The organism is Pseudarthrobacter sp. LMD1-1-1.1 (assembly GCF_040676255.1).
GTDB lineage: Bacteria > Actinomycetota > Actinomycetes > Actinomycetales > Micrococcaceae > Arthrobacter.
On record NZ_JBEGHP010000022.1, the window covers coordinates 44,997 to 71,399 of the forward strand.

A 26,403-nucleotide genomic window follows, 5' to 3' on the forward strand; every position below is an offset into this window, starting at 1 on the left:
AATCAACGCGAGAGGCGGTCCTTGGCTGCGTGCTCAACCAGGACCGGTATGAACGCCCGGACCCTGCCCGTGTCCAGGAGGCTGTGTTCCTGCTGCACTACATCCTCAATGTGCTCCCTGGACAGGGCGGGAAACTTCGCCGCGAGCCTGTCCACCACATCGCCCAGAGCCCGCAACTCTTCGCTTACTCCCATTGGGGAAGTGTCAGGGATCCGGCCAACCCCGTCAAGACTTGACTAAAGGGGGAAGGGACGTCGAGCGCGCCCACCACAGGGCAGAGTACGACGACGGCCGGGCGGCCGCGCGCGGAGGTCCGGGCCCGCGCTCCACGCCGGCCCACCCGCGACAGTCACGTCGTCGGTCAGTGCGGGTGGAGCCTCCGGGACCGCGGGTGCCGGTTCCGTCCCTGGGCATGCGGCCCCGCCGCCACTGGACGGTACTCAATCCGCCGCTTTTCCGTCCGGATGTCGCGCCGTTCCTGCCGCCGCGCCTTCCTTTCGGGCCGGTCGATGGCGGACAGGATGGTCAGCGTCACGGTGACCCACAGGAACGCCGTCCCCAACACCAAAGCGATTTCCAGCTCAGTGCTCATGCATCAATTTTAGGCCCGCGGCGCAGGATCCAACCCCTGCAGACCCACAGCATCGACGCGTAAACCCACAGGGTTCAGAGCAACCCCAGTCCTTTGACAGCAGCCATGACATCGGAGACCTGGACAGCAAGCAAGGCAGGGTCCGGCTGTGCCGCGAAGGTGTCCCCGCGCCGCAGTTCGGCCCGGGTCAGGACAACATGGGGTCCCGGCGGCGGTCCCCAGATCTCAGGCGGGGCCGGACCAAAGAGCACCACGGATGGGGTGCCGTACGCAGATGCCAGGTGTGCAGCCCCTGTGTCGGCCGAGACCACCAGGCGCGCGGCGGCAATCGTGGCAGCGAACTCCCCCAGGCCCAGCACCCCTGCCAGTACGGCCGTGCCCGGCAGTCCTGCAAGGCGGCACACTTCCCCGGCGCGCTCCCTCTCGGACGTACCTCCGGTGAAGACCACCTGGTGTCCGGTTTCGGTCAGTGCCGTCGCCACCGCGGCAAAGCGCTTCGCCGGCCACAGCCTGCTGCCGTAGGCGGCTCCCACATGCAGGACTGTTGCGCCGGGGACGGGACTGGGAACGTGCGGTGTGTTCAACTGCACATCCAGCGGATCGGCTTCCACTCCATGCCATTCGAGGAGCCGGACCCAGCGCTCGCGCTCATGCAGCTCCGGCCGCCAGGGCGGCCCGTCCCGGTAGGCGCTTCTATGGCCCAAGGTCTGGCGGGCCCTCAACGCTTCGATCCTCCCCTGGCTCTCCGGGCCGCTGCCGTGCAGGTTGATGGCCACGTCCACCACGCCGGGATCCATCGCCAGCGGCTCGTCGAGACCGTGCGTAGGCAGCAGCTCATAGCCACCCACCAGTCCCAGGGCCTCCGACAGCCACCCCTGCGCGGCGTAGCGGAGCCGGTGCCCGGGAAAAGCGCGTTGGATGCCCTTCAGCGCCGGTACGGCCACCAACAGGTCGCCCAGCTTCAAGGCACGCAGGACCAAAAGCTCCGGTTTGCCGTCTGCGGGTATCGGAGCACCGGCCTCCTCCGCCATAACCGCGCCGCTCATGCGTCCTGCTTCGCGAACGTGGTGGCGGTGAGGCTGCGGACGTCCTCATAGACTTCCGTGACGCCTATACCGGCCACCGCCGAGTCGTCGTGGACGCAGCGCGGTGCTGTCCAGCCCACTTGGGTGACGTCGATGCCGCAGGTGGGGCAGGCCGTGACCCATGAGGCGTGGACGCGGTGAAGGCTCCGCCCCAGCGCCCCGGCATTAATCACGTTGCCCGCCCAGAAGATGCCGACCGTCGGCACGCCGAGGGCCTGCGCCAGATGCCTCGGTCCGCTGTCATTGGCCACCACAACGCCGGCTTCCGCCAGCAGCGCCACCAGGCCTGCCATATCCAGTTCGCCTGCCGCGGAATGAACTGCCGGGGAGGCCGCCCGGGAGGCAACTTCCGCTGCCAGCTCCTGTTCACTGGAATCGCCGATAATGACCACTCGCGAACCATCAGCCGCGCAGGCAGCGGCAAGTTCCGCGAACTTGGCTGCGGGCCAACGACGGCGGGGGTCGGTGGCGCCGGGGTGGATCACCACGAGCGGCTGGTCGCCGTCGCCGCTGCCGGCTTGGCAGGGTGCTGCCGGCGGGGAGGGTGCAAGCCGCGCCTCAAGGTCCACGGGGAACGCGCCGGCGAACCCGGCCACCTCCAAGGCCCTGAGGGGTTCGTGCTGGTAATAGAGGTACGGGACGGTGCGCTCAAGGCTTGCGGCGTCGGCCGTCCGGGTCCCCACCGTGTGGCGTGCCCCCAGCCGCAGCAGGAAGGGGTTCGAGTACCGTCCCCCGCCGTGGAGCTGGACGGCCACATCAAAGTGGCGCGCGCGCATATCGGCAAAGAAACGGTCCAGTTCGCCGGTGTCCTCTTCCCCGGGCCGTACGCCTTCCGCGAACGGCAGGACAACGACCTCGTCCACCGGGCTTTCCACCGCTCCGAGCAGCGCCTTGTGGATCGGAGTGCCCAACAAGGTGATCCTCGATGCAGGATAGGCCGCCTTCAACGCTGCCATTGCCGGAACAGCGAAGATCAGGTCCCCCAGGCCGCCTCCGCGCAGGACAACGATCCTGGACACATCATCAAACTTTTCCAGCACGGGACCGACGCCCACACCAATTTGTTCGGCACCGCCAAACTCTGCAGTGAGTTGCTCCACAAACTGCCCCTTCCGTCACCGGGAGGGAACAGCCCGGCCGCCCCTCCACTGCCCATGCAGCCGCACAGCGGTTTTAAACCCGCGGCCGCTCCTTTGAACCTTTACCCAATCGGCAGTGGATCTACGCTCCCTGTTGGGGAATACCGGCTTGATGCTGTACGTTTCATACCCGACAGCCAATCAAAGAAAAGAGAAGCACCCAAAGTGGCAACCGATTACGATGAACTGCGTTCCGACGTCAAGGAATCGCAGGACAACTCACTCGAGCAGCTCCAGTCAGCAAATGCTCCCGACGCCCGCAGTGTTGTGCAGGAGTTGGACGAGGCTGACGGGCTGGACGGCGCCGGGGTCCCTGGTGGCGAATTCGTCGCTGAGGAGCTCGTAGTCCAGGTCATCCCCCAGGCTGAGGATGAATTCACCTGCTATTCCTGCTTCCTGGTCCGCCACCGGTCCCAGATTGCCCGGCAAAAAGACGGCCACAGCTACTGCACCGAGTGCGAAGGCTAGTCCAGAAGCTTTCCGAGGGGCAGGTTCGCCCGGTCCCGCCCGAAAGGCACGCCGCATCAGGCGTGCCTTTCGGCTTTAAACGCTGGCCCGGCCGCCGGCCCCCGTGCCCGTTAAGCCTTCACCCAGCTCAGCTGGGTAGCGTTGGGGACAGTACAGACGACGTCGACACCTACCATGCCTACCCGGCAGCCAGGAGGCAACGGTGGCCAGCCCCGCCAGCTTATGGGAGACGTTCGCCACGGCATTCACCCAGGCGAACGTTCCCACCGTCACGTGGGTGGAGATGCTGCTGTCGGTGACGGCCGCCGTCGGGTTGTCCATCCCCCGGCGCAGTTGGCGCTACTTCGGCCTCCTCGCCACGGTGACGCACGAGCTTGGCCATGCTTTTGCTGCCCTGACCTCCGGGCAGCGGTTGTCCGGTATCCGCCTCCGGCTTGACCACTCCGGAACCACCACCACCTACAGCAGAAGCAGGCTGGCCGCCGCCTGGTCCTGCTTCTGGGGGTACCCCGTGCCCGCCCTGGCGGGCGCCGCCTTTGTTTGGTGCGGGCTGAACGGGTGGGGACCCGCCGCCATGGCCGTCAGTGCGCTGGTGCTGGCCGCTACGCTCCTGTTCCTCCGCAACCTTGCCGGATTCGTCATCACCGGCGCTGCCATCGGCGGAGCAGGCTCCCTCACCTTCCTTGCGCCGCCTCCCGCCGTGGGGCATGTGGCCGTCATTTTCGGCCTTGCGCTGCTCGTCGCCGCGGTGCGGGACCTGCTCAAACTCACCCATGTGCACCTCCGCCGCCGGGACCGTCTCAGCAGTTCGGACGCGTATCTCCTGTACCGTGCCACGTCTGTTCCGTCCGGAATCTGGATTGGCCTGTTCACGCTCCTGGTCGCCGGCGCATGGCTGGTGGCCTGGCAGCCCATTTCGGTAATCCTGCTGCAAGGCGCCTAGGGCGCAGGGGTGGCGCATAGGCTTGTGGCATGAGCCAGGAAACGGAAAGCACCACCGCAGCGACCGACCACACCAACGGGCACAGCACCCGCGGCGCCTATGTGACAGGCGGAGCCGAATTCACCCGGGACACCAACTACATAGAGGACCGCATCACCAGGGATGCTTCTCCCGGCAGCAACGGCGAGCCGGGGTGGCCAGTGGAAGCAGGGCGCTACCGCCTGATTGCCGCCAGGGCCTGCCCGTGGGCGAACCGGACGGTCATTGTCCGCAGGCTGCTGGGGCTCGAAGAAGCCATTTCGCTGGGCCAGCCCGGGCCAACCCACGACGCGCGTTCCTGGACCTTCGACCTGGATCCGGGCGGAGTGGATCCGGTCCTGGGCATAGAGCGCCTGCAGGAAGCCTACTTTAAGCGCTTCCCGGGGTACCCGAGGGGAATCACTGTGCCCGCCATCGTCGACGTGCACAGTGGTGAAGTGGTGACCAACAATTTCCCGCAGATCACCCTCGATTTCTCGACCGAGTGGACAGAGTTCCACCGGCCGGGTGCCCCGGAGCTCTACCCGGTGCATCTCCGCGAAGAAATCGACCAAGTGAACAAGCGGGTGTTCACCGAGGTCAATAACGGCGTCTATCGCTGCGGCTTCGCCGGATCGCAGGAGGCTTACGATTCGGCGTACCAGCGGCTGTGGACCGCTTTGGACTGGCTTGAGGAGCGCCTCTCGCAGCAGCGGTACCTGGTGGGCGACACCATCACCGAAGCGGACGTGCGGCTGTTCACCACGCTGGCACGGTTTGATCCCGTGTACCACGGTCATTTCAAGTGCAACCGCCAGAAGCTGAGCGAGATGCCCAACCTGTGGGGATATGCACGGGACCTGTTCCAGACACCCGGCTTCGGAGACACCATCGACTTCGTGCAGATCAAGCGGCACTACTACGTCGTGCATGAGGACATCAACCCTACGGGGATCGTCCCGGCCGGCCCGGACCTGTCCGGATGGTTGACGGACCACGGGCGGGAGTCGCTGGGCGGGCGGCCGTTTGGCGGGGGCACGCCGCCGGGGCCGGTCCGGCCGGGCGAGGAAGTCGCTGCGGGACACGGCGCGGCCGCCTGAGCAAAACCCTGAAGGAAACCGCTTTCCTCCTACACTGGAAGGCATGCAGACTTCTCTGGGTTTCGTGGCGCCGGGGTACGAGGGCGTCCTGGCACTGTTTGAGTCCTTTCTCGCGGAGGACTCCCGCTACAGCGCGCAGCTGGCCGCCTACCGGAACGGGGTGCCGGTGGTACGCCTGACCGGGGGCCCGGACATGGCACCGGATACGTTGACCGGCGCCTACTCCTGCTCCAAGGGCGTCGCCGCACTGGTCATCGCCCTGCTGGTCCAGGACGGCGCCCTTGACCTGGACCAGACCGTGGCGCATTACTGGCCCGAGTTTGCCGCGCACGGAAAGGACAGGCTCCTGGTCAGGGAGGCGCTGTCGCACCAAGCGGGGCTGCTGGGTGTCGAGGGCGGCTTTGGCTTGGACGAGTTCACCACGTCCAGGGCTGCCGCCCGACTCGCGGATGCCGCTCCCTCCTGGGAGCCCGGCCGCCAGTTCGGCTACCACGCGCTCACCATCGGCATCCTCATGGAGGAACTGTGCCGGCGGACTACGGGTGAGGCCCTGCAGGACATCTATGACCAAAGAATCCGGAAGCCGCAGGACGTGGATTTCTTCCTGGGGCTGCCGGAGGACCAGGACGCCAGATACCGGGATGTCCTCTATGAAGCAGACCCGTCGGAGGCGTGGGTCGACCCGCTCAGCCTCGATGGCATGAACGGCAACGCCCCGGTCAGCACCATCATGGAGCTGCCCAACATCCGCTCGGTGCGCGCCGCGGGCATGTCCGCGGCGGGCGGGGTAGGGTCCGCCGACGGGCTGGCGCGGTTGTATGCGGCAGCGACCACCGGCGTGGAGGGCAGTGAGCCGTTCCTCACAGCGGGGACCGTCGCGGCAATGACCCGGGAGCAGGTGTGGGGCCTGGACCGGTCCTCCGGCCTGGACAATGCCTTCGCGGTCGTCTTCATGAAGCCCCACCCCTCGCGGAACTTCGGGAGCCACCGTGCCTTCGGCCACGAGGGGGCCAACGCGGCCCTTGGTTTTGCGGATCCGTCCTATGGCCTGGGCTTCGGTTACATCCCCCGGCGCGCGGAAGAGGGGCGCACTCCGGGCCGTGCCCACCGCCTGGCCGCTGCGGTACGGCGTTCAGCAGCCGGTTTGTCCTGACGCACCCCCGGCCCTACTGTTGTCCGGATGGGCAATACTCAGGCACGGCCGGATGCACGGTGGGCTCGGGGGACCCAACTTCTTAGACAATCAGTGGCGGGGCTTTCTGCTGCCTTCGCGGCGCAGCGGCTGCAACTGGCCGGGAAAGCGGCCATAGCCGCAGGGCTGGCGTTCGCCATCGCACCCCTTATGCCGGGCGCCGCCTCGCACTACGCGTACTACGCGCCGCTCGGCGCCCTGGTGGCGATGTATCACAATGTCGCCGGGTCCGTGAAGCAGGGGGCGCAGGCCCTGGCGGGGCTGGCGATGGGAATCGGCCTTGCCTTCGTCCTGGTGAGCATCGGTGCGCCCTCGCCCCTGACGGTCGCCGTGTTCATGGGGGTGGGAGTCCTGCTGGGCGGCTTGCCGGGCATCGGTTCAGGCAGTGACTGGATTCCGACGGCGGCCCTGCTGGTTCTGCTGGTCGGCGGCAGTAACGCCGAAGATTTCTCCTACGGATACCTCGTGCAGATGGCAGCCGGAGTGGCGGTGGGCATTGCGGTGAACTTCCTGATTTTCCCACCCCTGCACCTCAACGCAGCGGCGTCGAGCCTGGCCGACCTCAGGGTCGCCCTGGGCAAGCAGTTGCTGGATATGGGCGCCGCCCTGAAGGAAAAGTGGCCCCCAGAGCACGAAGACTGGTCGCGCAGGTCGGACGAACTGGCAGAGGCGGCGAGATCGGTGCGCCACCTGGTCAAGGAAGCCGATGCCAGCCGCAGGGCCAACCCCCGCCGGAAGCTGCACCCGCGTGACATGGACCAGGACTTTCGCGACCTGCAGGACCTGGAGCGGGTCACGTTCCATATCCAGGACATGACGGATGTGCTGTCTGACGTGATCTGGGAAGACGACGTGCCGTATGCCATCCCGTTGCAGGACAACGAGCCCCTGGCCGACGCCATCACCGCAACCGGACAACTGGTGTCCACGGATACCGACGGCAACGAGCAGGGCCGGAGGGACCGCTATGACGCCGCCAAGGCGGCGGTGGAAGCCTGTATGGCTGCCACCGCCCGCAGGCCGGCAGACCAGGGAACGGTCCCTGCGTCAGAATCGGTCCTCCTCAGCCTCCACCGGATCCTCCGGGCGGTCCGTCCCCAGGACCAGGCCGGCCGCCCGCGTCCCGGAGACGAAGCCCAAGCTCCCCGGCCGTGATTACAGGGCCGAAACTGTCCCGCTGAAGTGGCGCCGCCCCGACCGCGGACTCCAGGCGACAAAGCTGGAGCGCTTCCATGCTCCGGCCCCGCCCTGTTCCGTCGCGATCTCCAGGGCGACCCGGGAGGGCAGGAAGACCGGGGCCTCGAACTCCACGTCCCACCTGAACGAGTCGCCCCGGGCGGGGCCAGCGTCCGCGAGCGCCCGGGACGCCAGGTACATGCCGTGCGCTATCGACCGCCGCATGCCCAGGGCTTTGGCCGAGAGCACACTCAGGTGGATGGGGTTGAAGTCCCCCGAGACCGCTGCATACGCACGGCCGGTGTCCACGCCCAGGTGCCACAGGGCCGTTGGGTTAGGTGCCGTGAAATCCGCCTTGGGCGCGGTGGCGGTGGGCTTGTCGATCCCCGGCAGGAACACTCCCTTGGCCAGGTACGTGGAAACCCCGCACCAATGCACATCGCTGGAGCCGGCACGCCGCACTTCCGCCACGACGTCCACCTGTGTCCCAGCACGGTGGCCGCGGAGGTTTTCCACCCGGGCGGTTATGTCAAGGACATCGGTGAACACCAGCGGTGATCTTTGCTCAACACTGTTGCGCAGGTGGATCATCCCCAGCAGGGGCAGCGGGAAGTCGTCCCTGTTCATGACGCTCATGGCCAACGGGAACGCGGTCGCGTGGATGAAGCCGGCAGGGAGGACGTCACTGGCCGTTTCGCCGATCAGGTGCTGATACGCGGTAAGGTTCTCGACCCCCACCGTGACGCCCCTGACTTCATGGCTCTCCGCCGGAAGGACTGACGAGTCGTGCGTGCCCAGGAGCCTGCGCCGTGCCGCCTGCGCGGCGGCATTGACGTAAAGCTTGGACAATGACGGCATTTCGGCCAGGACCACCGGTTGCTGGACCGTCATGCCCCCACCAGGTTCTGCCCGCACACCCGCAGCACCTCCCCGTTGATCCCGCCGGCGGCTTCGCTGGCCAGGAACGCGATGGTCTCCGCGACATCGGACGGCAGGCCCCCCTGCTGCAGGGAGTTCAGCCGCCGTGCCACCTCGCGGACGGCAAAGGGGATGCGCGCCGTCATCTCGGTTTCGATGAATCCGGGAGCCACGGCATTGATGGTGCCGCCGTGGGACGCGAGCAGGGGGGCGGTGGCACGCACCATTCCCATCACTCCTGCCTTGGACGCCGCGTAATTGGTTTGTCCCCGGTTTCCGGCGATGCCGCTGGTGGAAGCAACCGAAACAATACGCGGTGCCGACCGGAAGTGTGCGGAGGCCAGCAGGGCCTCATTGATGCGGAGCTGGGCGGCAATGTTGATGTTGATCACCGCGTTCCACCGTGCCTGGTCCATGTTGGCCAGGAGTTTGTCCCGCGTGACGCCGGCGTTATGCACCACGATGTCCAGCCGCCCGTGCCGCTGCACGGCATGGTCGATGATCCGCTGGCCCGCATCCGCGCCGGTGATGTCGAGCTGCAGCGCGGTGCCGCGCACCGCGTTTGCCACCGCGGCCAGCTGGTCCCCCGCCGCAGGAATGTCCACCAGGATCAAGGTGGCACCGTCGCGGTGCAGCGTCCTGGCGATCTGGGCACCGATGCCGCGGGCCGCGCCGGTGACAACTGCCACTTTGCCTGCCAGCGGCTGCTCCGGGTCTGTGGGAAGACTGCCGTCCTCCGTTGACACGGTGAGGAACTGTCCGTCAACGAACGCTGACCGGCCGGAGAGGAAGAACCTTAAGGCGCCCAGGGCACTGGGGCTGGTGGCGGTGGTACCGCCAGAAAGGACGACGCCGTTGCCTGTTGCACCTGCCCGCAGTTCCTTGGCCAGGGACCGCAGAAAGCCATCCACCCCCTGCCGCGCTGCCGCGGTTTCGGGCGAGGAGGCTTCCGACGCCGGGCGGGACAAGGTGATGACCCGGCCGCCGGCCCGCAGGTCCCGGAGGGACCCTGCCGCCGCCAGGACGGGCTTCTCCAGGTCTGCCGGATGAGCGAGCTCATCAAGGACCAGGATGATGGCACCCAGCTTTTCGGCCGGCACGGCGTGCCGCCGGACGTCGAGGTCCCAGGACAGCAGTTCTGCAGCGAGCTTGTCCGCCCCCGGAGTATCACCGAGGACGACGACGGGTCCGGTCACCAGTGGCTGCCCGGGCTGGTAACGGCGAAGGACCGCCGGTTGCGGGAGGCCGAGCTTCTTTGCCACGTTGCGGCCCAGGCCGCTGTTGACCAGTTGTGTGTACGTGTCCGCCATGCCGCCTCCTACAGGGATTCCAGGATCGCGACGACGCCCTGGCCGCCGGCCGCGCATACGGACACCAGGCCCCGCGCCGGCCGCCCCGTGGAAGCAGCCTTGGCGTGGAGCATCTTGGCCAGGGTGCCTACGATGCGGCCACCGGTGGCAGCAAAGGGGTGGCCTGCTGCCAGCGAAGACCCGTTGACGTTGAGGCGGGAACGGTCGATGCTGCCCAACGCACCCTCAAGGCCGAGGCGGGTGCGTCCGAACTCGTCGTCCTCCCATGCTGCAAGGGTACTGAGGACGGTGGCGGCAAAGGCTTCATGGATCTCGAAGTAATCGAAGTCGGCCAGCGTCAGGTTTTGCCGGGCGAGGAGCCTGGGCACGGCGAACACGGGAGCCATGAGAAGCCCGTCCTTGCCGTGGACAAAATCAACCGCGGCAGCTTCGGCGTCCACCACGGCTGCCAGCTTGGGCAGGTCGCGGGCATCAGCCCATTCGTCGGAGGCCAGCAGCACCGTGGAAGCACCGTCGGTCAGAGGAGTGGAGTTCCCCGCTGTCATGGTGGCGTCTGCGCCAAGGTTGCGGCCGAAGACCGGCTTCAGCGAGGCGAGCTTCTCCAGTGAAGTGTCGGCCCGCAGGTTCCCGTCGCGCGTCAGTCCCCGGTAGGGGGTCATCAGGTCGTCGAAGAACCCGGAGTCGTAGGCGGCAGCAAGGTTGTGGTGGCTGTTCAATGCCAGCTCGTCCTGCGCTTCCCGGGAGATCTTCCACTGTGCAGTGGTCAGGGCCTGGTGCTCGCCCATGGACAGGCCGGTCCGCGGCTCCCCTGTGCCCGGGGCCAAAGGGGCCAGGTCCTTGGGTCGGAGCCGGCTGAGGATCTGGAGCCGCTGGGGAAGGGTTTTGGCCCGGTGAAGGTCCAGGACGACCTCGCGGAGCCCTTCGCTGACCACCACGGGCGCATCGGACGCGGAGTCGACGCCGCCGGCAATGGCGGAATCAATCTGTCCAAGCTTGATCTTGTTGGCCAGGCCAACCACGGTTTCAAGGCCTGTGGCGCACGCCTGCTGGAGGTCGTACACGGGAGTTTCGGCAGAGAGCGCCGATCCCAAAACGGCTTCGCGGGTGAGGTTGAAGTCACGCGAGTGCTTGAGTACCGCGCCCGCCGCCACCTGGCCAATGCGTTCGTCCTGGAGGCCGAAGCGGGCGATCAGGCCATCGAGGGCCGCCGTCAGCATGTCCTGGTTGGAGGATTTGGCGTACGCTCCCCCGGCCCGGGCGAACGGGATCCTGTTGCCGCCGACGATCACCGCCCTGCGGGTTGCAGGGACGGCAGGCGTGGCTGATCCGCCTGCGGGGATGGACTGTCCTTCTGTGGACATGGAGGGCTCCTCTGGTCACAAGTGGTTACCGATACCCAGCGTACCTGATACGCTGGGTATCGTGAACCTTCAGGACACGCACTCCCCCCTGACCATCGAACTGCCCACGCCGGCGAGCTCCGACGGGCGTTCATCCCGCTGGCAGAGCCACCGGGAGGAAAGGCGCAGGGAACTTATCAAGCAGGCCCGCCGCGCGGTGCACGTCCTGGGCAGCGACGCTTCCATGGAGGACATCGCCACAGCGGCCGGAACGTCGAAGTCGGTCTTCTACCGTTACTTCGGGGACAAGGCAGGGCTGCAGCAGGCGGTGGGCGAGGTGGTGCTCAGCCAGATGCAGCACCGCATCCAGGAGGCCGCCCAAAGCGCCCTCACGCCCCGGGAGGGCCTGCTCGCCATGGTTTCGGCCTACCTCCAGATGGCCGATACCAGCCCCAACGTCTACACCTTTGTCACCAGCTACGCGCCAGGTGATACCGCCGCCCCCGCGCACCCCGCCGCGCCCGGCGGACCGCTGGGCCCCTTTTTCGACGCCATCGCGGACATGATCGCCACCCCCATGCGGTCACACCTCGGCGATGTCAGGGAAACCGTCATCGGCTATTGGCCAAAGGCGGCAATCGGCCTGGTCCGGAATGCCGGCGAACAATGGCTAAGCACCCCGGACTCCCCTGCCAAACCAGACCAGGAGACCATGGCCCGCCAGATCACGGCATGGCTGTGCGTGGGCATCGTCCCCGAACTCACCCCCGCTTCACCGACCACCAAGTTATCCGCCAAAGAAGGACTGTGACATGACTGACGTAGTGGACCGCCCCGCGCGCAAGGGGCTCCGCCCCGCCGCAACCCCTGCAGCCAAGCCCCTGGACGACAGCCCCGAGCCCGCCGTCGACGTCGAGGCATTGGGCCGGCAACTCCTGGGCAAGTGGGCCGATGTCCGCCTGCAGGCACGGGATCTGGCCGCCAGGCCCGAACTGCACAAGATCGAAGGCCTGACGCACACCGAACACCGTGCCCGCGTATTCGGCCAACTCAAGTACCTCGTGGACAATGAAGCCGTGCACCGCGCCTTCCCGTCGGAGCTCGGCGGCTCCGACGACCACGGCGGCAACATCGCCGGCTTCGAGGAGCTGGTGGTGGCAGACCCGTCCCTGCAGATCAAGGCGGGGGTCCAGTGGGGACTTTTCGGATCCGCCGTGATGCACCTGGGGACCGCAGAACACCACACCAAGTGGCTGCCCGGAATCATGAGCCTGGAAATCCCCGGCTGCTTCGCCATGACCGAGACCGGCCACGGCTCGGATGTGGCAAGCATTGCCACCACTGCAACCTACGAGCCCGCCTCCGAAGAGTTCATCATCCACACGCCGTTCCGCGCCGCCTGGAAGGACTACATCGGCAACGCGGCCAATGACGGGCTCGGCGCGGTCGTCTTCGCCCAGCTGGTCACCCGCGGTGTCAACCACGGCGTCCACGCCTTCTACGTGGACCTGCGGGATCCGGAGACCAAGGAGTTCCTGCCCGGCATCGGCGGGGAGGACGACGGCGTCAAGGGCGGCCTGAACGGCATCGACAACGGCCGGCTGCACTTCGACAACGTCCGCGTCCCCCGGACCAACCTCCTGAACCGGTACGGCAACGTCGACGCGGACGGAACCTACACATCGCCCATCGCCAGCCCCGGCCGGCGCTTCTTCACGATGCTGGGCACCCTGGTCCAGGGCCGCGTGTCGCTGGACGGCGCAGCCGTGGCCGCCTCCAAGGTGGCACTGAAAGCCGCCATCCAGTACGCCACCGAACGCCGCCAGTTCAACGCGTCCTCGCACACCGAGGAAGAAGTCCTGCTCGACTACCAGCGGCACCAGCGGCGCCTGTTCACCCGCCTGGCCAGCACCTACGCGGCCAGCTTTGCGCATGAGCAGCTGCTGCAGAAGTTCGACGACGTCTTCTCCGGCGCCCACGACACCGACGCGGACCGCCAGGACCTGGAAACGCTCGCCGCGGCGCTGAAGCCCCTCAGTACCTGGCACGCCCTGGACACCCTGCAGGAGTGCCGTGAAGCCTGCGGCGGTGCCGGATTCCTGATCGAAAACCGGTTCGCCTCGTTGCGCGCCGACCTCGACGTGTACGTCACCTTCGAGGGAGACAACACCGTGCTGCTCCAGTTGGTGGCCAAGCGCCTGCTGGCCGACTACGCCAAGGAGTTCAGGAACGTGGACTTCGGAGTGCTCGCCCGTTATGTGGTGAACCAGGCCGCGGGCGCCGCTGTGCACCGCACCGGCCTGCGCCAGGTGGCGCAGTTCATGGCGGACACGGGGTCGGTCCAGAAGGCTGCAATCGCCCTCCGCGACGAGGAAGGCCAGCGCGCCCTGCTCACGGACCGGGTCCAGACCATGGTGGCTGAGGCCGGTGCTGCTTTGAAGGGCAGCAAGCGCCTGTCGCAGGACAAGGGCGCGGCCCTGTTCAACCGACACCAGAATGAACTCATCGACGCCGCCCAGGCGCACGCTGAACTGCTGCAGTGGGAGGCGTTCACGGAAGCCCTTCGGGAGGTGGAAGATTCGGGAACCGGGACGGTCCTTACCTGGCTGCGTGACCTCTTCGGCCTGTCCCTGATCGAGAAGAATCTTTCCTGGTACCTCATGAACGGCCGCCTCTCCATGCAGCGGGCCCGCACGGTGGGCGGCTACATCAACAGGTTGCTGGAGAAGATCCGCCCGCACGCCCTGGACCTGGTGGAGGCCTTCGGGTACGGCGAGGAACACGTCCGGACGGCCATCGCCACGGGCGCCGAAAAGAGCCGCCAGGACGAGGCGCGTGCGCACTTCCGCAGCCAGCGGGCCAGCGGGCAGGCGCCGGTGGACGAGAAAGTCCTGATCGCCAGGACGGCGGGCCGCAAGGCCTAACCCGGCTGAAATCACCAACCGGGTAAACAACGACGGCGGCGCTCCCCCACCAGGGGGAGCGCCGCCGTCGTTGTTTGTACCGCCGGGACGCTCAGGCTCCGGCAGGGAGCACCGAGCGGTACACCTCAAGGGTGGTTTCCGTGATTGATTCCCACGAGAAGTGCTTTTCGGCGCGCTCGCGGCCTGCCTTCCCCATGGCCCGGGCGCGTGCGGGATCGGACACCACTTCGGTGAGGGCGGCTGCGAACTCCGCGACAAACTTCTCCGGGTCCAGGGGCGTCCCGGTGCCATCGGTGACCTGTTCCAGGTCCACCAGCAGGCCGGTTTCACCGTGCTGGACCACCTCGGGGATGCCGCCGGTGGCACTGGCCACCACCGCGGCGCCGCAGGCCATGGCTTCCAGGTTGACGATGCCAAGCGGCTCATAGATGGACGGGCAGGCGAAGGCCGTGGCGTGGCTGAGGACCTGGATCAGCTCGTGGCGCGGCAGCATCCGTTCAATCAGCACCACGCCCGTGCGCTGCTTCTGCAGTTCCTCGATGAGCGCGGCGGTTTCGGCCGCCAGTTCCGGGGTGTCCGCAGCGCCCAGGCACAGGACCAACTGGACGTCAGCAGGAAGTTTCGCTGCCGCCCGCAGGAGGTAGGGAACGCCCTTTTGGCGTGTGTTTCTTCCCACAAAGACGACGCTCGGTTTGGCGGGGTCGATGCCCAGGGCGCGGACGGCGTCGTCGTTTTCATCACGCTGCCACAGCTCCACGTCGATGCCGTTGTGGACCACGCGGACCTTGTCCGGGTCAACGTTGGGGTAGCTGCGCAGGATGTCCTGGCGCATGCCCTCGGACACGGCGATGATCGCCGCCGCGGCCTCGTAGGCCGTCTTCTCCACCCAGGAGGAGAGCGCGTAGCCGCCGCCCAGCTGCTCGGCCTTCCAGGGCCGCAGCGGCTCGAGGCTGTGGGCACTGAGAACGTGCGGAATTCCGTGCAGCAGGGAGGCCAGGTGGCCGGCCATATTGGCGTACCAGGTATGCGAATGGACCAGGTCGGCGCCCTGGACATCCGGCACAATGCGCAGGTCCACACCCAGGGTCTGCACCGCGGCATTGGCCCCGCCCAGATCCTCGGGAACCTGGTAGGAGGTCACGGTTGCTCCGTGGTAGTCAGCATCGCGGGGAGCACCGAAAGCGCGAACCTGCAGGTCAACGTGCTTACTAAGCACCCTGCTCAATTCGGCCACATGCACCCCGGCGCCACCGTAGATCTCCGGCGGGAACTCTTTAGTCACAATGTCTATTCGCACAAGACCCAAGGTAGTCGTTCACGGATAACTGTTCTAGTGTGAAGGAGTCCGGGCCTACCGGACTGTCTTGGGGAGTTACGAAGGCGTACAGGAGCGACCATTATGCCGTTGACCAAAAAAGTCCTGGCCATTGTCCTCGCAGGTGGCGAGGGAAACAGACTGATGCCACTGACGGCAGACCGGGCCAAGCCCGCCGTGCCCTTCGCCGGCAGTTACCGCCTGATCGATTTTGCGATTTCCAACCTTGTGAATTCGCGTTACCTGCAGATTGTGGTCCTCACCCAATACAAATCCCATAGCCTCGACCGGCATATTTCCGAAGCATGGCGGATGTCCACCCAGCTCGGCAACTACGTCGCCTCCGTCCCCGCACAACAGCGCGTCGGCAAGAGCTGGTTCCTGGGCAGCGCCAACGCCATCTACCAGTCCCTGAACCTGATCCATGACGCCAACCCCGACATCGTCGTCGTGGTGGGCGCGGACCACGTGTACCGCATGGACTTCGCCCAGATGGTGGACCAGCACGTCCGGAGCGGCGCCAAGGCCACCGTGGCGGCCGTCCGGCAGCCGCTGCACATGGCCGACCAGTTCGGCGTGATCGAAGTGGACCAGAACGACTCCCAGAAGATCGCCGCGTTCGTGGAAAAGCCCTCCAGCACGCCCGGGCTCGCTGCCGACCCCTCCCAGTTCCTGGCCTCCATGGGCAATTATGTTTTCGACGCCGATGCGTTGGTTGCTGCGCTGCATGTGGATGCCGAGCGCCTGGACACCAAGCACGACATGGGCGGGGACATCATCCCCTACTTCGTCAACAGGGGCGAGGCCGGCGTCTACGACTTCACGCTCAACGACATTCCGGGCTCCACCGAGCGCGACCGCACCTATTGGCGCGACGTGGGCACCATCGACTCGTTCTACGACGCCCACATGGACCTCATCTCCCCGCTGCCGGTCTTCAACCTCTACAACTCCGAGTGGCCCATCTACACCCGGCAGAGCATTTCCCCGCCGGCCAAGTTCGTCCGCGGCAAGAACAACACCGTCGGCACGGCGCTGGACTCCATCGTGGCCAACGGCGTGGTGATCTCCGGCGGCGTGGTGGAGGGCTCGGTCCTGTCCAACGACGTCTACGTCGCCACGAGCGGCCGGGTCATCGATTCTGTCCTGATGGACAAGGTGCAGGTGGGTGAAGGGGCAGTCATCAACCGCGCCATCCTGGACAAGAACGTCAAGGTCCCTGCCGGTGCGGCCATCGGCCTGGACCCTGACCTGGACAGGGCGCGCGGGTTCAAGGTCACCGAGTCCGGCATCACCGTCCTGGCCAAGGGCCAGGAAGTCCCGGAACCGGGCGAGGAGGAACGCAAGCTCGCCGCCAGCCACCTGAGCGTCCTGCCGAACGCCATCAAGGCTGCTGCGGAGCAGTACGCCGGCGTCCGCGAGGCTGCGGACAAGGTGGCCGGCACGCATGCCGCCGCCGCGGCTGAGGCCGCACCGGCCGCCCGGCTGCGGTGATCCGCAGGTAGCCATACCCCACACCACCCGCAGGCCGGGGCGCCACCCATGGTGCCCCGGCCTGCGGCGTACGCTGTAAAATTTTCCTAATGAGCTCCCCCGATCTGACCCCTGAGGACATCCAGGCCTGCCTCAAGGTCCTGAACACCATCCATGCCTACGACGAGGAGCACCCGGACTATGTCGCGGTGCGCCGCGCCACGGGGAAGATGTTCAAGGCCGTCAAGCGCCACCGCAGGGTCACGAAGCGTGATTCCATCGCCAAGGCTGACCGCGCAGTGATTGCCCAGACCGCCACCGCCGCCCCTGACCGGATCGATGACGAGACCCGCGGCAACAAGCTGGCACCGTCCGCCACCGGAAAGATCGCCGGACACCTCCTCCGGTCCCGCCCCTGCTACATCTGCAAGCAGCACTACACCCAGGTGGATGCCTTCTATCACCAGCTGTGCCCGGAATGCGCGGCCTTCAGCCACAGCAAGCGTGACGCCCGGACCGACCTCACCGGCCGCCGGGCCCTGCTGACCGGAGGGCGGGCCAAGATCGGGATGTACATCGCACTCCGGCTGCTGCGCGACGGAGCCCACACCACCATCACCACCCGCTTCCCCAAGGACGCTGCCCGGCGCTTCGCGGCGATGGAAGACAGCGGGGACTGGCTGCACCGGCTCCGCATCGTGGGGATCGACCTGCGTGATCCCGCCCAGGTCATGGCCCTGACTGACTCACTCGACCAGGCCGGCCCGCTGGACATCATCATCAACAACGCGGCCCAGACCGTGCGCCGGTCCGGCAACGCCTACAAGCCGCTGGTGGACGCAGAGGACGAGCCGCTTCCGGCGGCCCTGGAGCAGGCCAACGGCGGCCCTGAGCTCCTGACGTTTGGCCATGCCCATGACAAGCACCCCTTGGCCCTTGCCGGCAGCGTCACCGAACACCCGGTCCTGGCCGGCGATGCGATCACCTCTCTGGCGCTGTCCACCGGGTCTGCGTCGCTGGAGCGCATCGCCTCCGGAACCGCGATTGACGCGGGCGGCCTGGTCCCGGACCTTGCCAGCATCAACAGCTGGACGCAGGTGGTGGATGAGGTGGATCCCCTGGAAATGCTTGAGGTCCAGCTCTGCAACGTCACCGCACCGTTCCTGCTGGTCAGCCGGCTCCGTGGCGCCATGAAGCGGTCCACGGCGCGGCGCAAATACATCGTGAACGTTTCCGCGATGGAGGGGCAGTTCTCCCGCGCCTACAAGGGCCCCGGGCACCCGCACACCAACATGGCCAAGGCGGCGCTGAACATGATGACCCGCACCAGCGCCCAGGAGATGCTGGATACCGACGGCATCCTGATGACTGCCGTGGATACCGGCTGGATCACGGACGAGCGCCCGCACTTCACCAAGGTCCGGCTCATGGAGGAAGGCTTCCACGCGCCCCTCGACCTGGTGGACGGTGCGGCGCGGGTCTACGATCCGATCGTCATGGGTGAAAAGGGCGAGGACCAGTACGGCGTCTTCCTGAAGGATTACAAGCCCAGCCCCTGGTGATGCGGGTATGCTCACGGCATGAGCAACGAGTCATCCACCCAAGTGCAGAATCTCGAACACCACGAATGCTGGGCGTTGCTGCGGACGGTGTCCGTGGGCAGGCTGGCGGTCCTCGTAGAGGGCCGGCCGGACATCTTCCCGGTCAACTTCACCGTGGACGGCGGCACACTGGTCTTCCGCACCAGCCAGGGAACCAAGCTGTCGGCGGCCTCCGGTGACGCCCCCGTGGCGGTGGAGGCCGACGGCGTGGACCCTGACACGGGCCTGGCGTGGAGCGTGGTCATCAAGGGCACCGCTGCCCTGGTCAAGAGCACTGAGGAAGTGCTGGAGACTTCCCGGCTGTACCTCTTCCCCTGGCAGGCGGGACGGAAGGACGCGTTCGTGCGCATCACCCCGGACAGCGTCACGGGCCGCCGCTTCAAGGTCACGGACCCCATGACCTGGTGGACCCAGATCAGCGGCTCCGCCAAAGCGTCCCAGGAATAGGCCGACGGCGGGTTCCCCGGCCACGGAGGCCGGGGAACCTGGCGCGTCAGGCGAGCTGGGTGATCTCCACGCTGACTTTTAGGGCGGAGCCGCCGCCGCCGGACAGGATGCCCTTCAGCGGGGGCACATCCCGGTAGTCGCGGCCCCTGGCCACCGTGACATGGAAGTCACCGGCCGGTTTGTGGTTGGTGGGGTCCCAGCTGCGCCAGTCCCCGTCCCACCATTCAAGCCACGCGTGCGACTGCCCGGCCACCGTCTCCCCGATTCCGGCGCTGGAGCGCGGGTGCAGGTAGCCGGAGACATAGCGCGCCGGAATGCCGCAGCTGCGCAGTGCACCGATGGCCAGGTGCGCCAGGTCCTGGCACACCCCCTTGCGCTGGCCCCAGGCTTCCTCCGCGTTGGTGGTGACGGCAGTGGACCCGGACATGTAGGTCATCTCCCCGCGCATCCAGGCGAAGACCGCCATGGCAGCCTCGTGCGGATTCTTCCCTGCCACGACGCCGGGGATGATGCCCAGGACCTCGTCGCCCGGACCGCTCAGCCGGGACTGCGGCAGCCAGTCGCTGAACGCATCAAGCGTCTCCGGCGATGCCAGTTCATCCCAGCCCACGATGTCTGCCTCCGCGGGGATCTTCTCCGCCCGGTGCACCTCGACGGTGATGTTGGAGACCACCTCAAGGTTTTCGTGCGGCATCTGCATGTCAAAGGCCGTGACCTTGGTCCCCCAGTAGTCGCGGTAGGTGCTCACTGCCGCCTGCGACGGGGAGACCTTCACCACGGACTCCAGGACCACCTGCTGTGAATCCGTCAGCGGGGTCATCCGTGCCTCGTTGTAGGACAGTGTTACCCGCTTGTTGTACTTGTAGGCCGTCCTGTGGACGATGCTCAACCGGGTCATGACACTTCTCCCACCCAGGCAAGTTCGTCCGCCTGATTGAAGTACTTACGGGAAATGGCGTCCGAGGCCTGGGACACCGCCTTCTGCACCCGCTCCATGTGCTCCGGCAGTTCGGACATGAGGTCGTCCGTGCGGTGGAACTCGAGGAAGGTCCGGGCCTGGCCCACGATGCGGCGGGCATCGTTGATGAAACCCACGCGCTGGGCGGACGGGTCGAGTTTTGCCAGGCACTCATCCGCGTCCCGCAGGGCATAGACGATGGACCGCGGGAACAGCCGGTCCAGGAGCAGGAACTCTGCAGCGTGCTGGTCTCCGAACGCAGCGCGGCGGGTGCGGAGGAAGGATTCATACGCGCCGGCGCACCGGAGCATGTTCACCCAGGACATGCCTGCGGAGAGGACGTCCCTGGTGGAGAGCATCCGGGCCGTCATGTCGGCACGTTCCAGCGAGCGGCCCAGGACCAGGAAGAGCCAGCTCTCGTCATGGCTCACGGTGGTGTCGGCAAGGCCGCTGACCATGGCGGTGCGCTCCAGGGTCCAGTTGCAGAACCGGTAGGTGCCCACCACGTCCTTGCGGTGCTGGCTCAGCCCGTAGTAGGTGGTGTTCAGGCTTTCCCACAGCCCGGAGGACACAGTCTCGCGGGCACGGCGGGCGTTCTCGCGTGCGGCACCCAGGGAACCGGCGATGGACGTGGCGCTGGTCTTGTCATAGGCCAGGGCGTGAAGCAGTTCCGGAAGCCCGAAATCCTCGCTCTGCGGCTTGGCGCCCATGACGGCCAGGAGTTCCTGCGCCACGCTCTTCCGCTCCTCCATGGGGAGGTGGTTGAGGCGTTCCAGGTGGACATCCAGAATGCGGGCGGTACCGTCCGCCCGCTCCACATAGCGGCCGATCCAAAAAAGGGACTCGGCAATACGGCTAAGCATTCGCGGCTACCTCCTGCGCGCCCGGAACGTTGTCAAAGAGAGGTGCGACGGCGGCGACGTCTTCACGTGCCGGGCTCACTGCTGCTGCTCCGACTGGCGGTCGCGCCAGTTGCTTTCCACCGGCCACACCGAGACGCGTTCCCGGACCGTGACGGACTGGCGTGGAACGGTCTCCACCGGCATCTGGGGTGAGTCGGCAAGGACCCAGGTGTCCTTGGATCCGCCGCCCTGGCTGGAGTTCACAATCAGGGACCCTTCCTTCAGCGCAACGCGGGTCAGGCCGCCCGGGAGCACCCAGACGTCGTCGCCGTCGTTCACGGCGAAGGGCCGCAGGTCCACGTGGCGCGGACCGAACTTGTCACCACCCAGGGTGGGAACCGTGGAGAGCTGCAGCACCGGCTGGGCGATCCAGCCGCGCGGATCGGAGATGATCCGCTGGCGGAGGGCGTCCAGTTCGTCCCTGGAGGCATCCGGGCCAATGACCAGGCCCTTGCCGCCGGAGCCGTCCACCGGCTTGACCACCAGTTCCGCCAGGTTGTCCAGGGTGTACTCCCGGGCCTCCTTCTCCTCAAGGCGGAAGGTGTCCACGTTGGCGATAATGGGCTCCTCGCTGAGGTAGTAGCGGATCAGGTCAGGCACGTAACTGTAAACCAGTTTGTCGTCTGCCACGCCATTGCCCACCGCGTTGGCGATGGTGACACCGCCGGCACGGGCGGCGTTGACCAGCCCGGGGCAGCCAAGCATCGAGTCGGACCGGAACTGCAGCGGGTCCAGGAAGTCGTCGTCGATCCGCTTGTAGATGACGTCCACGCGCTGCTCGCCGGCCGTGGTGCGCATGTACACGCGGTTTCCACGGCAGATGAGGTCGCGGCCCTCCACCAGTTCCACGCCCATGAGGCCGGCCAGCAGGGTGTGCTCGAAGTAGGCGCTGTTGAACACGCCGGGGGTCAGGACGACGACGGTGGGATCGTCCACGCCGGCGGGCGCGGTTTTGCGCAGGGCCGAGAGCAGCCGCCGCGGGTACTCTTCCACGGGCCGGATGAGCTGCTGGCCGAATGCCTCAGGCAGGCCCTTCGCCATGGCGCGCCGGTTTTCCAGCACGTAGCTGACGCCGGAGGGGACGCGGACGTTGTCCTCCAGGACCCGGAAGGTGCCGGCGGCGTCGCGGACGACGTCGATGCCGGAGATGTGGACCCGCACCCCGCCCGCGGGTTCAAAGCCGTGGACCTGCCGGTGGAAGTGGGCGCTGGTGGTCACGAGCTGGCGGGGAATCACGCCGTCGGAGACCACGGTCATCTTGTCGTAGACGTCGTTCAGGAACGCTTCCAGGGCGCGGACGCGCTGCGCCACGCCGCGTTCCAGGACATCCCACTCAGCTGCGGGGATGACACGGGGCACGATGTCGAGGGGGAAGGGCCGTTCCTCGCCCGCGTAGTCGAACGTCACCCCGCGGTCCAGGAAGGTGCGGGCCATGGAGTCGGCGCGTGCGCTCACATCCGCCAGGGAGAGCTTCCGGAGCGCCTCCGCCACCTGCCCGTACGAGTCCCTGGCCTGTTGCCCGGGGGCAAACATCTCGTCGTAGGCTCCGGTGCGGCCCGCGGCCTCGGAGTAATCCTGGAATAGGTCTGACATGTCCAATAGCCAACCATCTTTTTGTTTCGAGTTCATTACTGCCATCCATTCTGGCGTGTTGTCGCCGGCAGCCCGGTTCGTACTTTACTGGCCTCTTCGGGCACAGTAGGTGAGTGCCAAGCAGCAGAAGCCTCCCCGTGCCGGGCCACGGCAGTTTCCGGGCCAATGTGGCGCGGCTGGTTCCGGGCCTGTTGACGGCGGTGGCCGCCGTGGCAGGGGCCTTCCTGGTGCACGGGCTCCTGCCGGCATTGCCTGCGATGACCATGGCCGTGGTGCTGGGCGTCCTGGCCGCCAACCTGCCCGGGGCCGGCAGCTGGACCGGCGGCCGGGCCCGTGCAGGGCTCGACTTCGCGGGCAAGCATCTGATGCGCGGCGGGATCGTGGTGCTGGGCCTGAAAGTCAGCGTCATGGATGTCCTCAACCTCGGGTGGCCGGCCCTGGTCCTGATCGTGGGCGTCGTCGCGGCCAGCTTCGGCGGCACCTATGCAATCTCGCGGCTGTTCCGCCTCCCGCCGGTGACCTCGCTCCTGGTGGCCACCGGGTTCTCCATCTGCGGCGCGTCGGCCATCGGCGCCATGGCCGCCGTCCGCCGCATCCGGCACGCCGAAACTGTCCTGCCGGTGGCCTTGGTAACGCTCTGCGGAACGCTCGCCATCGGCGTCCTGCCCCTCCTCGCGCACCCCCTGGGCCTCACGGCCCCGGTGTTCGGTGCCTGGACCGGCGCGTCCGTGCACGACGTGGGCCAGGTGGTGGCCACGGCGCAAACCGCCGGGACCGCTGCCCTGGCGATCGCCGTCGTCGTCAAGCTCACCCGGGTGCTGCTGCTGGCGCCCGTTGTTGCCGCCGCCGGCGCGCACCACAGGAACGGAGCGCGCGCCCTGGGCGCCGCCAACGGCACCGCGTCCAAAATGCCGCCCGTGGTGCCCCTGTTCGTGCTGGGCTTCGTGGCCATGGTGGCCCTGCGCTCCACCGGCTGGCTGGCCCCGGCCTGGCTGGATACCGGCGCCACGCTGCAGGACATCCTCCTGGGGGCTGCCCTGTTCGGGCTGGGCTCGGCCGTCAGGATCAGAACACTGCTCCATACAGGCGGGCAGGCGCTCCTGGCGGCGCTGGCATCCTGGCTCCTGATTGCCGTGCTGGGCCTGGCGGCCGCCTTCCTGATCGCGGGCTGAGCGGACGCACCGGCCGCGTGATTAGATAGCCGGGTGTCACATGAGAATCTGCAGCGCAGCGAAGCCTCCGAACGTTCAGCCCTGATCAGCACCACCAGCTACGACGTCTCGCTCGATGTGCGGCAGGCAGCAGATCCGGCGGTTCCCGGCTACACCAGCCGCAGTGTCATCACCTTCACCGCAGAACCCGGCTCCAGCACCTTCCTGGACTTCATCGGCGGCAACGTCCACAGCGTGATCCTCAACGGCAAGAGCCTGCCAGTTGGGGACGTGGTGGACGGCGCACGGATCAGGCTGGACAACCTCGGGGCCGAAAACCAGGTGACCGTGATCGGTACGGCGCTGTATAGCCGCTCCGGCGAGGGCATGCACCGGTTCGTTGACCCCGCCGACGGGCAGACCTACCTGTACACCCAGTACGAGCCGGCTGACGCGCGCCGGGTCTTCGCCAACTTCGAACAGCCCGACCTGAAGGCAACCTACACCTTCCACGTGATGGCTCCGGCGGAATGGAAGGTGGCCTCGAACGGCGCAGAGGTGAACCGCACCCTGCTGACCAGCGATCCTGCCACCGCCTGCTGGGACTTCGCCACCACCCTGCCGATGTCCACCTACATCACCAGCATCCTGGCAGGGCCCTACTTCAGGGCTGAGGACCGCTGGCAGGCAACGCTCGACGACGGCACGCGCCTGGACGTCCCGCTCGCCCTCTACTGCCGGGCATCCATGGCAGGCTCCTTCGACACGGAAGAGCTCTTTGCCCTCACCAAGAAGGGCCTGGACTTCTTCAACCGCCTCTTCGACTACCCCTACCCGTGGGGCAAGTACGACCAGGCGTTCGTGCCCGAGTACAACCTGGGCGCCATGGAGAACCCGGGGCTGGTGACGTTCACCGAGAGCTACGTGTTCACCTCCCGCGCCACGGACGCGCAGTACCAGGCGCGCGCCAACACCCTGATGCACGAGATGGCGCACATGTGGTTCGGCGACCTGGTGACCATGCAGTGGTGGGACGACCTCTGGCTCAAGGAGTCCTTCGCCGATTACATGGGAACCCTCGGCGTGGACCGGGCATCGGACTGGGATACCGCCTGGGTCAACTTCGCCAACAAACGCAAGGCCTGGGCCTACGTGCAGGACCAGCTCCCCACCACCCATCCCATCGTGGCTGACATCCCCGACCTTGAAGCGGCCAAGCAGAACTTCGACGGCATCACCTACGCCAAGGGCGCCTCGGCCCTCAAGCAGCTGGTGGCCTACGTGGGGTTCGACGCGTTCATCGCCGGTTCCCGGGAGTACTTCCGCAAGCACGCCTATGGGAACACGTCGCTGGCCGACCTCCTGGCGGCCCTGGATGCCGCCTCCGGCCGGGATTTGTCCGGCTGGGCCCGGCAGTGGCTGCAGACGTCCGGCATCTCGATGCTGTCCCTGGATATTTCTGCCGTGGACGGTTCGTCCAAGGAACCGGCCGTGGCGGGAGCAGTAACGGGCGACGACGGCGTGCTGGGAAAGGTGGCGATCGTCCAGGAGGCGGTGGACCCGGTCACCGGACGGGAAGAGCTGCGTCCGCACCGCCTCCGCGTCGGTTCCTACGACTTCGACGCCGGCGGGGCCCTGGTGCGGACCGGAACCATCGAAACCGACGTGACCGGTGCCCGGACTGAACTCCCCCAGCTTGCCGGCCAGCCGCGGCCCGCGCTCCTGCTGGTCAACGACGACGACCTAACCTACGCCAAGGTACGGCTGGATCCGGTGTCCGAAGCTGCCGTACGTGCATCGCTGGACCGCATCACCGATCCCATGGCCCGGGCCCTGTGCTGGACGGCGCTGTGGAACTCGGCGCGGGACGGCGAAAGCCCCGCGTCCAGGTACGTGGACGCCGTGACGGCCTTTGCCCCGGCTGAGACGGGCATCGGCGTACTCCTGAACGTCCTCGACAACGCCACCACCGCCGTCGAACGCTACACGCCCGCCGCCACCCGGGGCAGGGTGCGCGCATCCTTCCTGGCAGCTGCCGCCGCAGAACTGGACCGGGCCGCCCCGGGTTCGGACCAGCAGCTCGCCTGGGCCCGCACCCTTGGCACACTTAGCAGGCAGGACGGTGACCTGCTCCCCCGGCTCCGTGGCCTGCTGGACGGAACGTACGCCGTCGAGGGGCTGGCGGTGGACGCCGAGCTCCGCTGGCACCTCTGGCATGCCTTGGCAGCCAATGGCCAGGCCTCCGCAGCCGAGCTTGACGCCGAGCTTGCCCGGGACACCACCGCCTCCGGCCGGGCGGGGCATGCAACAGCCATGGCGTCCCGTCCCGACCGCGACGTCAAGGCTGCCGCCTGGGATGCGGCCGTCCACGGGACCGGGCTGTCCAACCAGCTTCTGACCGCCACCATCAGCGGCTTCACTACCGCGCCGCCGGCGCTGCTGGAAACCTACGTGGAGCCCTACTTCGACTGCCTGCGCGCTGTGTGGGACGCGCGGAGCATCGAGATCGCCAGCCGGATTGTCCGGGGCTTCTACCCGGCAGCCCAGGACCTCCCGGACGGCGGGGAGCCCAAAGACCACCCCGTCGTCCGGCGGACCGATGCCTGGCTGGACGCCAACCCGGACGCCCCGCACGCACTGCGCCGGATCATCGTGGAGCAGCGCAGCCACCTGCTGCGCGCGCTCACGGCACAGGCCGCCGTCGGACCTTCATCGATTGCTCCGTAATCGTCGTTTTGCCCGCCCAAAACGACAATTA

At 67.1% G+C, this 26,403-nt stretch carries 23 protein-coding genes; 12 read left to right on the top strand and 11 right to left on the bottom strand.

Going from position 1 to position 26,403, the window contains the following annotated elements; all coding sequences use genetic code 11:
- Positions 1-2: 2 nt before the first annotated feature.
- The 4 genes from MRBLMD1_RS10800 to MRBLMD1_RS10815 all read right to left on the bottom strand — a co-directional run bounded on the left by MRBLMD1_RS10800 (position 3) and on the right by MRBLMD1_RS10815 (position 2,777).
- The gene (locus MRBLMD1_RS10800; RefSeq protein ID WP_364399409.1) at positions 3-194 is read right to left on the bottom strand and encodes a three-helix bundle dimerization domain-containing protein; all 192 of its coding nucleotides are present in this window, start codon (positions 192-194) and stop codon (positions 3-5) included.
- A 167-nt stretch (positions 195-361) separates the two neighbouring features.
- On the bottom strand, positions 362-592 hold the full coding sequence (locus MRBLMD1_RS10805) for a hypothetical protein (protein WP_159632003.1): 231 nt from the start codon (positions 590-592) through the stop codon (positions 362-364).
- Positions 593-666: 74 nt separating this feature from the next.
- Entirely contained in the window at positions 667-1,638 is a 972-nt protein-coding gene (locus MRBLMD1_RS10810; RefSeq protein ID WP_364399411.1) for a glycosyltransferase family 9 protein, read from the bottom strand.
- Entirely contained in the window at positions 1,635-2,777 is a 1,143-nt protein-coding gene (locus tag MRBLMD1_RS10815; protein WP_364399413.1) for a glycosyltransferase family 9 protein, read from the bottom strand. The genes MRBLMD1_RS10810 and MRBLMD1_RS10815 overlap by 4 nt, the downstream gene beginning before the upstream one ends.
- 204 nt (positions 2,778-2,981) lie before the next feature.
- Here MRBLMD1_RS10815 and MRBLMD1_RS10820 point away from each other — a divergent pair, with 204 nt between their 5' ends.
- From MRBLMD1_RS10820 to MRBLMD1_RS10840, 5 genes are all read left to right on the top strand, one after another.
- Complete coding sequence (locus MRBLMD1_RS10820; protein WP_018761323.1) at positions 2,982-3,284, top strand: DUF4193 domain-containing protein; 303 nt, start codon at positions 2,982-2,984, stop codon at positions 3,282-3,284.
- Between the two features lie 202 nt (positions 3,285-3,486).
- The gene (locus tag MRBLMD1_RS10825) at positions 3,487-4,227 is read left to right on the top strand and encodes a M50 family metallopeptidase (protein ID WP_364399416.1); all 741 of its coding nucleotides are present in this window, start codon (positions 3,487-3,489) and stop codon (positions 4,225-4,227) included.
- 29 nt (positions 4,228-4,256) lie between these two features.
- On the top strand, positions 4,257-5,345 hold the full coding sequence (locus tag MRBLMD1_RS10830; protein ID WP_364399418.1) for a glutathione S-transferase family protein: 1,089 nt from the start codon (positions 4,257-4,259) through the stop codon (positions 5,343-5,345).
- A gap of 43 nt (positions 5,346-5,388) precedes the next feature.
- Complete coding sequence (locus MRBLMD1_RS10835; RefSeq protein ID WP_364399420.1) at positions 5,389-6,498, top strand: serine hydrolase domain-containing protein; 1,110 nt, start codon at positions 5,389-5,391, stop codon at positions 6,496-6,498.
- Between the two features lie 93 nt (positions 6,499-6,591).
- The gene (locus MRBLMD1_RS10840) at positions 6,592-7,692 is read left to right on the top strand and encodes an FUSC family protein (RefSeq protein ID WP_159632008.1); all 1,101 of its coding nucleotides are present in this window, start codon (positions 6,592-6,594) and stop codon (positions 7,690-7,692) included.
- On the opposite strand, the gene MRBLMD1_RS10845 is transcribed toward MRBLMD1_RS10840, so the two are convergent.
- Genes MRBLMD1_RS10845 through MRBLMD1_RS10855 form a run of 3 tightly spaced genes read right to left on the bottom strand, consistent with a single transcriptional unit; the run spans position 7,693 to position 11,302 of the window.
- On the bottom strand, positions 7,693-8,604 hold the full coding sequence (locus MRBLMD1_RS10845) for a MaoC family dehydratase (RefSeq protein WP_364399423.1): 912 nt from the start codon (positions 8,602-8,604) through the stop codon (positions 7,693-7,695).
- Entirely contained in the window at positions 8,601-9,941 is a 1,341-nt protein-coding gene (locus tag MRBLMD1_RS10850) for a 3-oxoacyl-ACP reductase (protein WP_224026077.1), read from the bottom strand. The genes MRBLMD1_RS10845 and MRBLMD1_RS10850 overlap by 4 nt, the downstream gene beginning before the upstream one ends.
- 8 nt (positions 9,942-9,949) lie before the next feature.
- On the bottom strand, positions 9,950-11,302 hold the full coding sequence (locus tag MRBLMD1_RS10855) for an acetyl-CoA C-acetyltransferase (protein ID WP_364399425.1): 1,353 nt from the start codon (positions 11,300-11,302) through the stop codon (positions 9,950-9,952).
- Positions 11,303-11,363: 61 nt separating this feature from the next.
- Here MRBLMD1_RS10855 and MRBLMD1_RS10860 point away from each other — a divergent pair, with 61 nt between their 5' ends.
- Both MRBLMD1_RS10860 and MRBLMD1_RS10865 read left to right on the top strand, forming a co-directional pair.
- Positions 11,364-12,092: a TetR/AcrR family transcriptional regulator gene (locus tag MRBLMD1_RS10860; RefSeq protein ID WP_224026075.1), complete on the top strand. Its 729-nt coding sequence runs from the start codon at positions 11,364-11,366 to the stop codon at positions 12,090-12,092.
- 1 nt (position 12,093) lies between these two features.
- Entirely contained in the window at positions 12,094-14,205 is a 2,112-nt protein-coding gene (locus MRBLMD1_RS10865; RefSeq protein WP_364399428.1) for an acyl-CoA dehydrogenase, read from the top strand.
- Positions 14,206-14,296: 91 nt separating this feature from the next.
- On the opposite strand, the gene glgA is transcribed toward MRBLMD1_RS10865, so the two are convergent.
- On the bottom strand, positions 14,297-15,502 hold the full coding sequence (glgA, locus tag MRBLMD1_RS10870) for a glycogen synthase (RefSeq protein ID WP_159632013.1): 1,206 nt from the start codon (positions 15,500-15,502) through the stop codon (positions 14,297-14,299).
- A gap of 102 nt (positions 15,503-15,604) precedes the next feature.
- On the opposite strand from glgA, the gene glgC reads away from it, so the two are divergent.
- From glgC to MRBLMD1_RS10885, 3 genes are all read left to right on the top strand, one after another.
- Positions 15,605-17,014, top strand: coding sequence for a glucose-1-phosphate adenylyltransferase (gene glgC, locus MRBLMD1_RS10875; protein ID WP_159632014.1), 1,410 nt, complete (start codon positions 15,605-15,607; stop codon positions 17,012-17,014).
- Positions 17,015-17,103: 89 nt separating this feature from the next.
- Positions 17,104-18,555, top strand: coding sequence for an SDR family NAD(P)-dependent oxidoreductase (locus MRBLMD1_RS10880; RefSeq protein ID WP_364399431.1), 1,452 nt, complete (start codon positions 17,104-17,106; stop codon positions 18,553-18,555).
- Positions 18,556-18,573: 18 nt separating this feature from the next.
- Entirely contained in the window at positions 18,574-19,041 is a 468-nt protein-coding gene (locus MRBLMD1_RS10885; RefSeq protein ID WP_201302423.1) for a pyridoxamine 5'-phosphate oxidase family protein, read from the top strand.
- Between the two features lie 46 nt (positions 19,042-19,087).
- On the opposite strand, the gene MRBLMD1_RS10890 is transcribed toward MRBLMD1_RS10885, so the two are convergent.
- The 3 genes from MRBLMD1_RS10890 to MRBLMD1_RS10900 all read right to left on the bottom strand — a co-directional run bounded on the left by MRBLMD1_RS10890 (position 19,088) and on the right by MRBLMD1_RS10900 (position 22,494).
- A complete protein-coding gene (locus tag MRBLMD1_RS10890) occupies positions 19,088-19,939 on the bottom strand; it encodes a transglutaminase family protein (protein WP_364399433.1) in 852 nt (283 codons plus the stop codon).
- Positions 19,936-20,862: an alpha-E domain-containing protein gene (locus MRBLMD1_RS10895; protein ID WP_141160461.1), complete on the bottom strand. Its 927-nt coding sequence runs from the start codon at positions 20,860-20,862 to the stop codon at positions 19,936-19,938. The genes MRBLMD1_RS10890 and MRBLMD1_RS10895 overlap by 4 nt, the downstream gene beginning before the upstream one ends.
- Before the next feature lie 75 nt (positions 20,863-20,937).
- Positions 20,938-22,494 carry a circularly permuted type 2 ATP-grasp protein gene (locus MRBLMD1_RS10900; protein WP_159632017.1) on the bottom strand — a complete coding sequence of 519 codons (1,557 nt, stop codon included), beginning with the start codon at positions 22,492-22,494 and terminating at the stop codon, positions 20,938-20,940.
- A 113-nt stretch (positions 22,495-22,607) separates the two neighbouring features.
- Here MRBLMD1_RS10900 and MRBLMD1_RS10905 point away from each other — a divergent pair, with 113 nt between their 5' ends.
- Both MRBLMD1_RS10905 and pepN read left to right on the top strand, forming a co-directional pair.
- Positions 22,608-23,666, top strand: coding sequence for a YeiH family protein (locus tag MRBLMD1_RS10905; RefSeq protein ID WP_364399436.1), 1,059 nt, complete (start codon positions 22,608-22,610; stop codon positions 23,664-23,666).
- A gap of 33 nt (positions 23,667-23,699) precedes the next feature.
- Positions 23,700-26,372: an aminopeptidase N gene (gene pepN / locus MRBLMD1_RS10910; RefSeq protein ID WP_364399438.1), complete on the top strand. Its 2,673-nt coding sequence runs from the start codon at positions 23,700-23,702 to the stop codon at positions 26,370-26,372.
- Positions 26,373-26,403 lie beyond the last annotated feature (31 nt).

Coding starts and splice junctions, on each gene's coding strand:
- MRBLMD1_RS10800 (WP_364399409.1), bottom strand. CDS start 194: ATGGGAGTAAGCGAAGAGTTGCGGGCTCTGGGCGATGTGGTGGACAGG.
- MRBLMD1_RS10805 (WP_159632003.1), bottom strand. CDS start 592: ATGAGCACTGAGCTGGAAATCGCTTTGGTGTTGGGGACGGCGTTCCTG.
- MRBLMD1_RS10810 (WP_364399411.1), bottom strand. CDS start 1,638: ATGAGCGGCGCGGTTATGGCGGAGGAGGCCGGTGCTCCGATACCCGCA.
- MRBLMD1_RS10830 (WP_364399418.1), top strand. CDS start 4,257: ATGAGCCAGGAAACGGAAAGCACCACCGCAGCGACCGACCACACCAAC.
- MRBLMD1_RS10835 (WP_364399420.1), top strand. CDS start 5,389: ATGCAGACTTCTCTGGGTTTCGTGGCGCCGGGGTACGAGGGCGTCCTG.
- MRBLMD1_RS10845 (WP_364399423.1), bottom strand. CDS start 8,604: ATGACGGTCCAGCAACCGGTGGTCCTGGCCGAAATGCCGTCATTGTCC.
- MRBLMD1_RS10850 (WP_224026077.1), bottom strand. CDS start 9,941: ATGGCGGACACGTACACACAACTGGTCAACAGCGGCCTGGGCCGCAAC.
- MRBLMD1_RS10855 (WP_364399425.1), bottom strand. CDS start 11,302: ATGTCCACAGAAGGACAGTCCATCCCCGCAGGCGGATCAGCCACGCCT.
- MRBLMD1_RS10865 (WP_364399428.1), top strand. CDS start 12,094: ATGACTGACGTAGTGGACCGCCCCGCGCGCAAGGGGCTCCGCCCCGCC.
- glgC (WP_159632014.1), top strand. CDS start 15,605: ATGCCGTTGACCAAAAAAGTCCTGGCCATTGTCCTCGCAGGTGGCGAG.
- MRBLMD1_RS10880 (WP_364399431.1), top strand. CDS start 17,104: ATGAGCTCCCCCGATCTGACCCCTGAGGACATCCAGGCCTGCCTCAAG.
- MRBLMD1_RS10885 (WP_201302423.1), top strand. CDS start 18,574: ATGAGCAACGAGTCATCCACCCAAGTGCAGAATCTCGAACACCACGAA.
- MRBLMD1_RS10890 (WP_364399433.1), bottom strand. CDS start 19,939: ATGACCCGGTTGAGCATCGTCCACAGGACGGCCTACAAGTACAACAAG.
- MRBLMD1_RS10895 (WP_141160461.1), bottom strand. CDS start 20,862: ATGCTTAGCCGTATTGCCGAGTCCCTTTTTTGGATCGGCCGCTATGTG.
- MRBLMD1_RS10900 (WP_159632017.1), bottom strand. CDS start 22,494: ATGTCAGACCTATTCCAGGATTACTCCGAGGCCGCGGGCCGCACCGGA.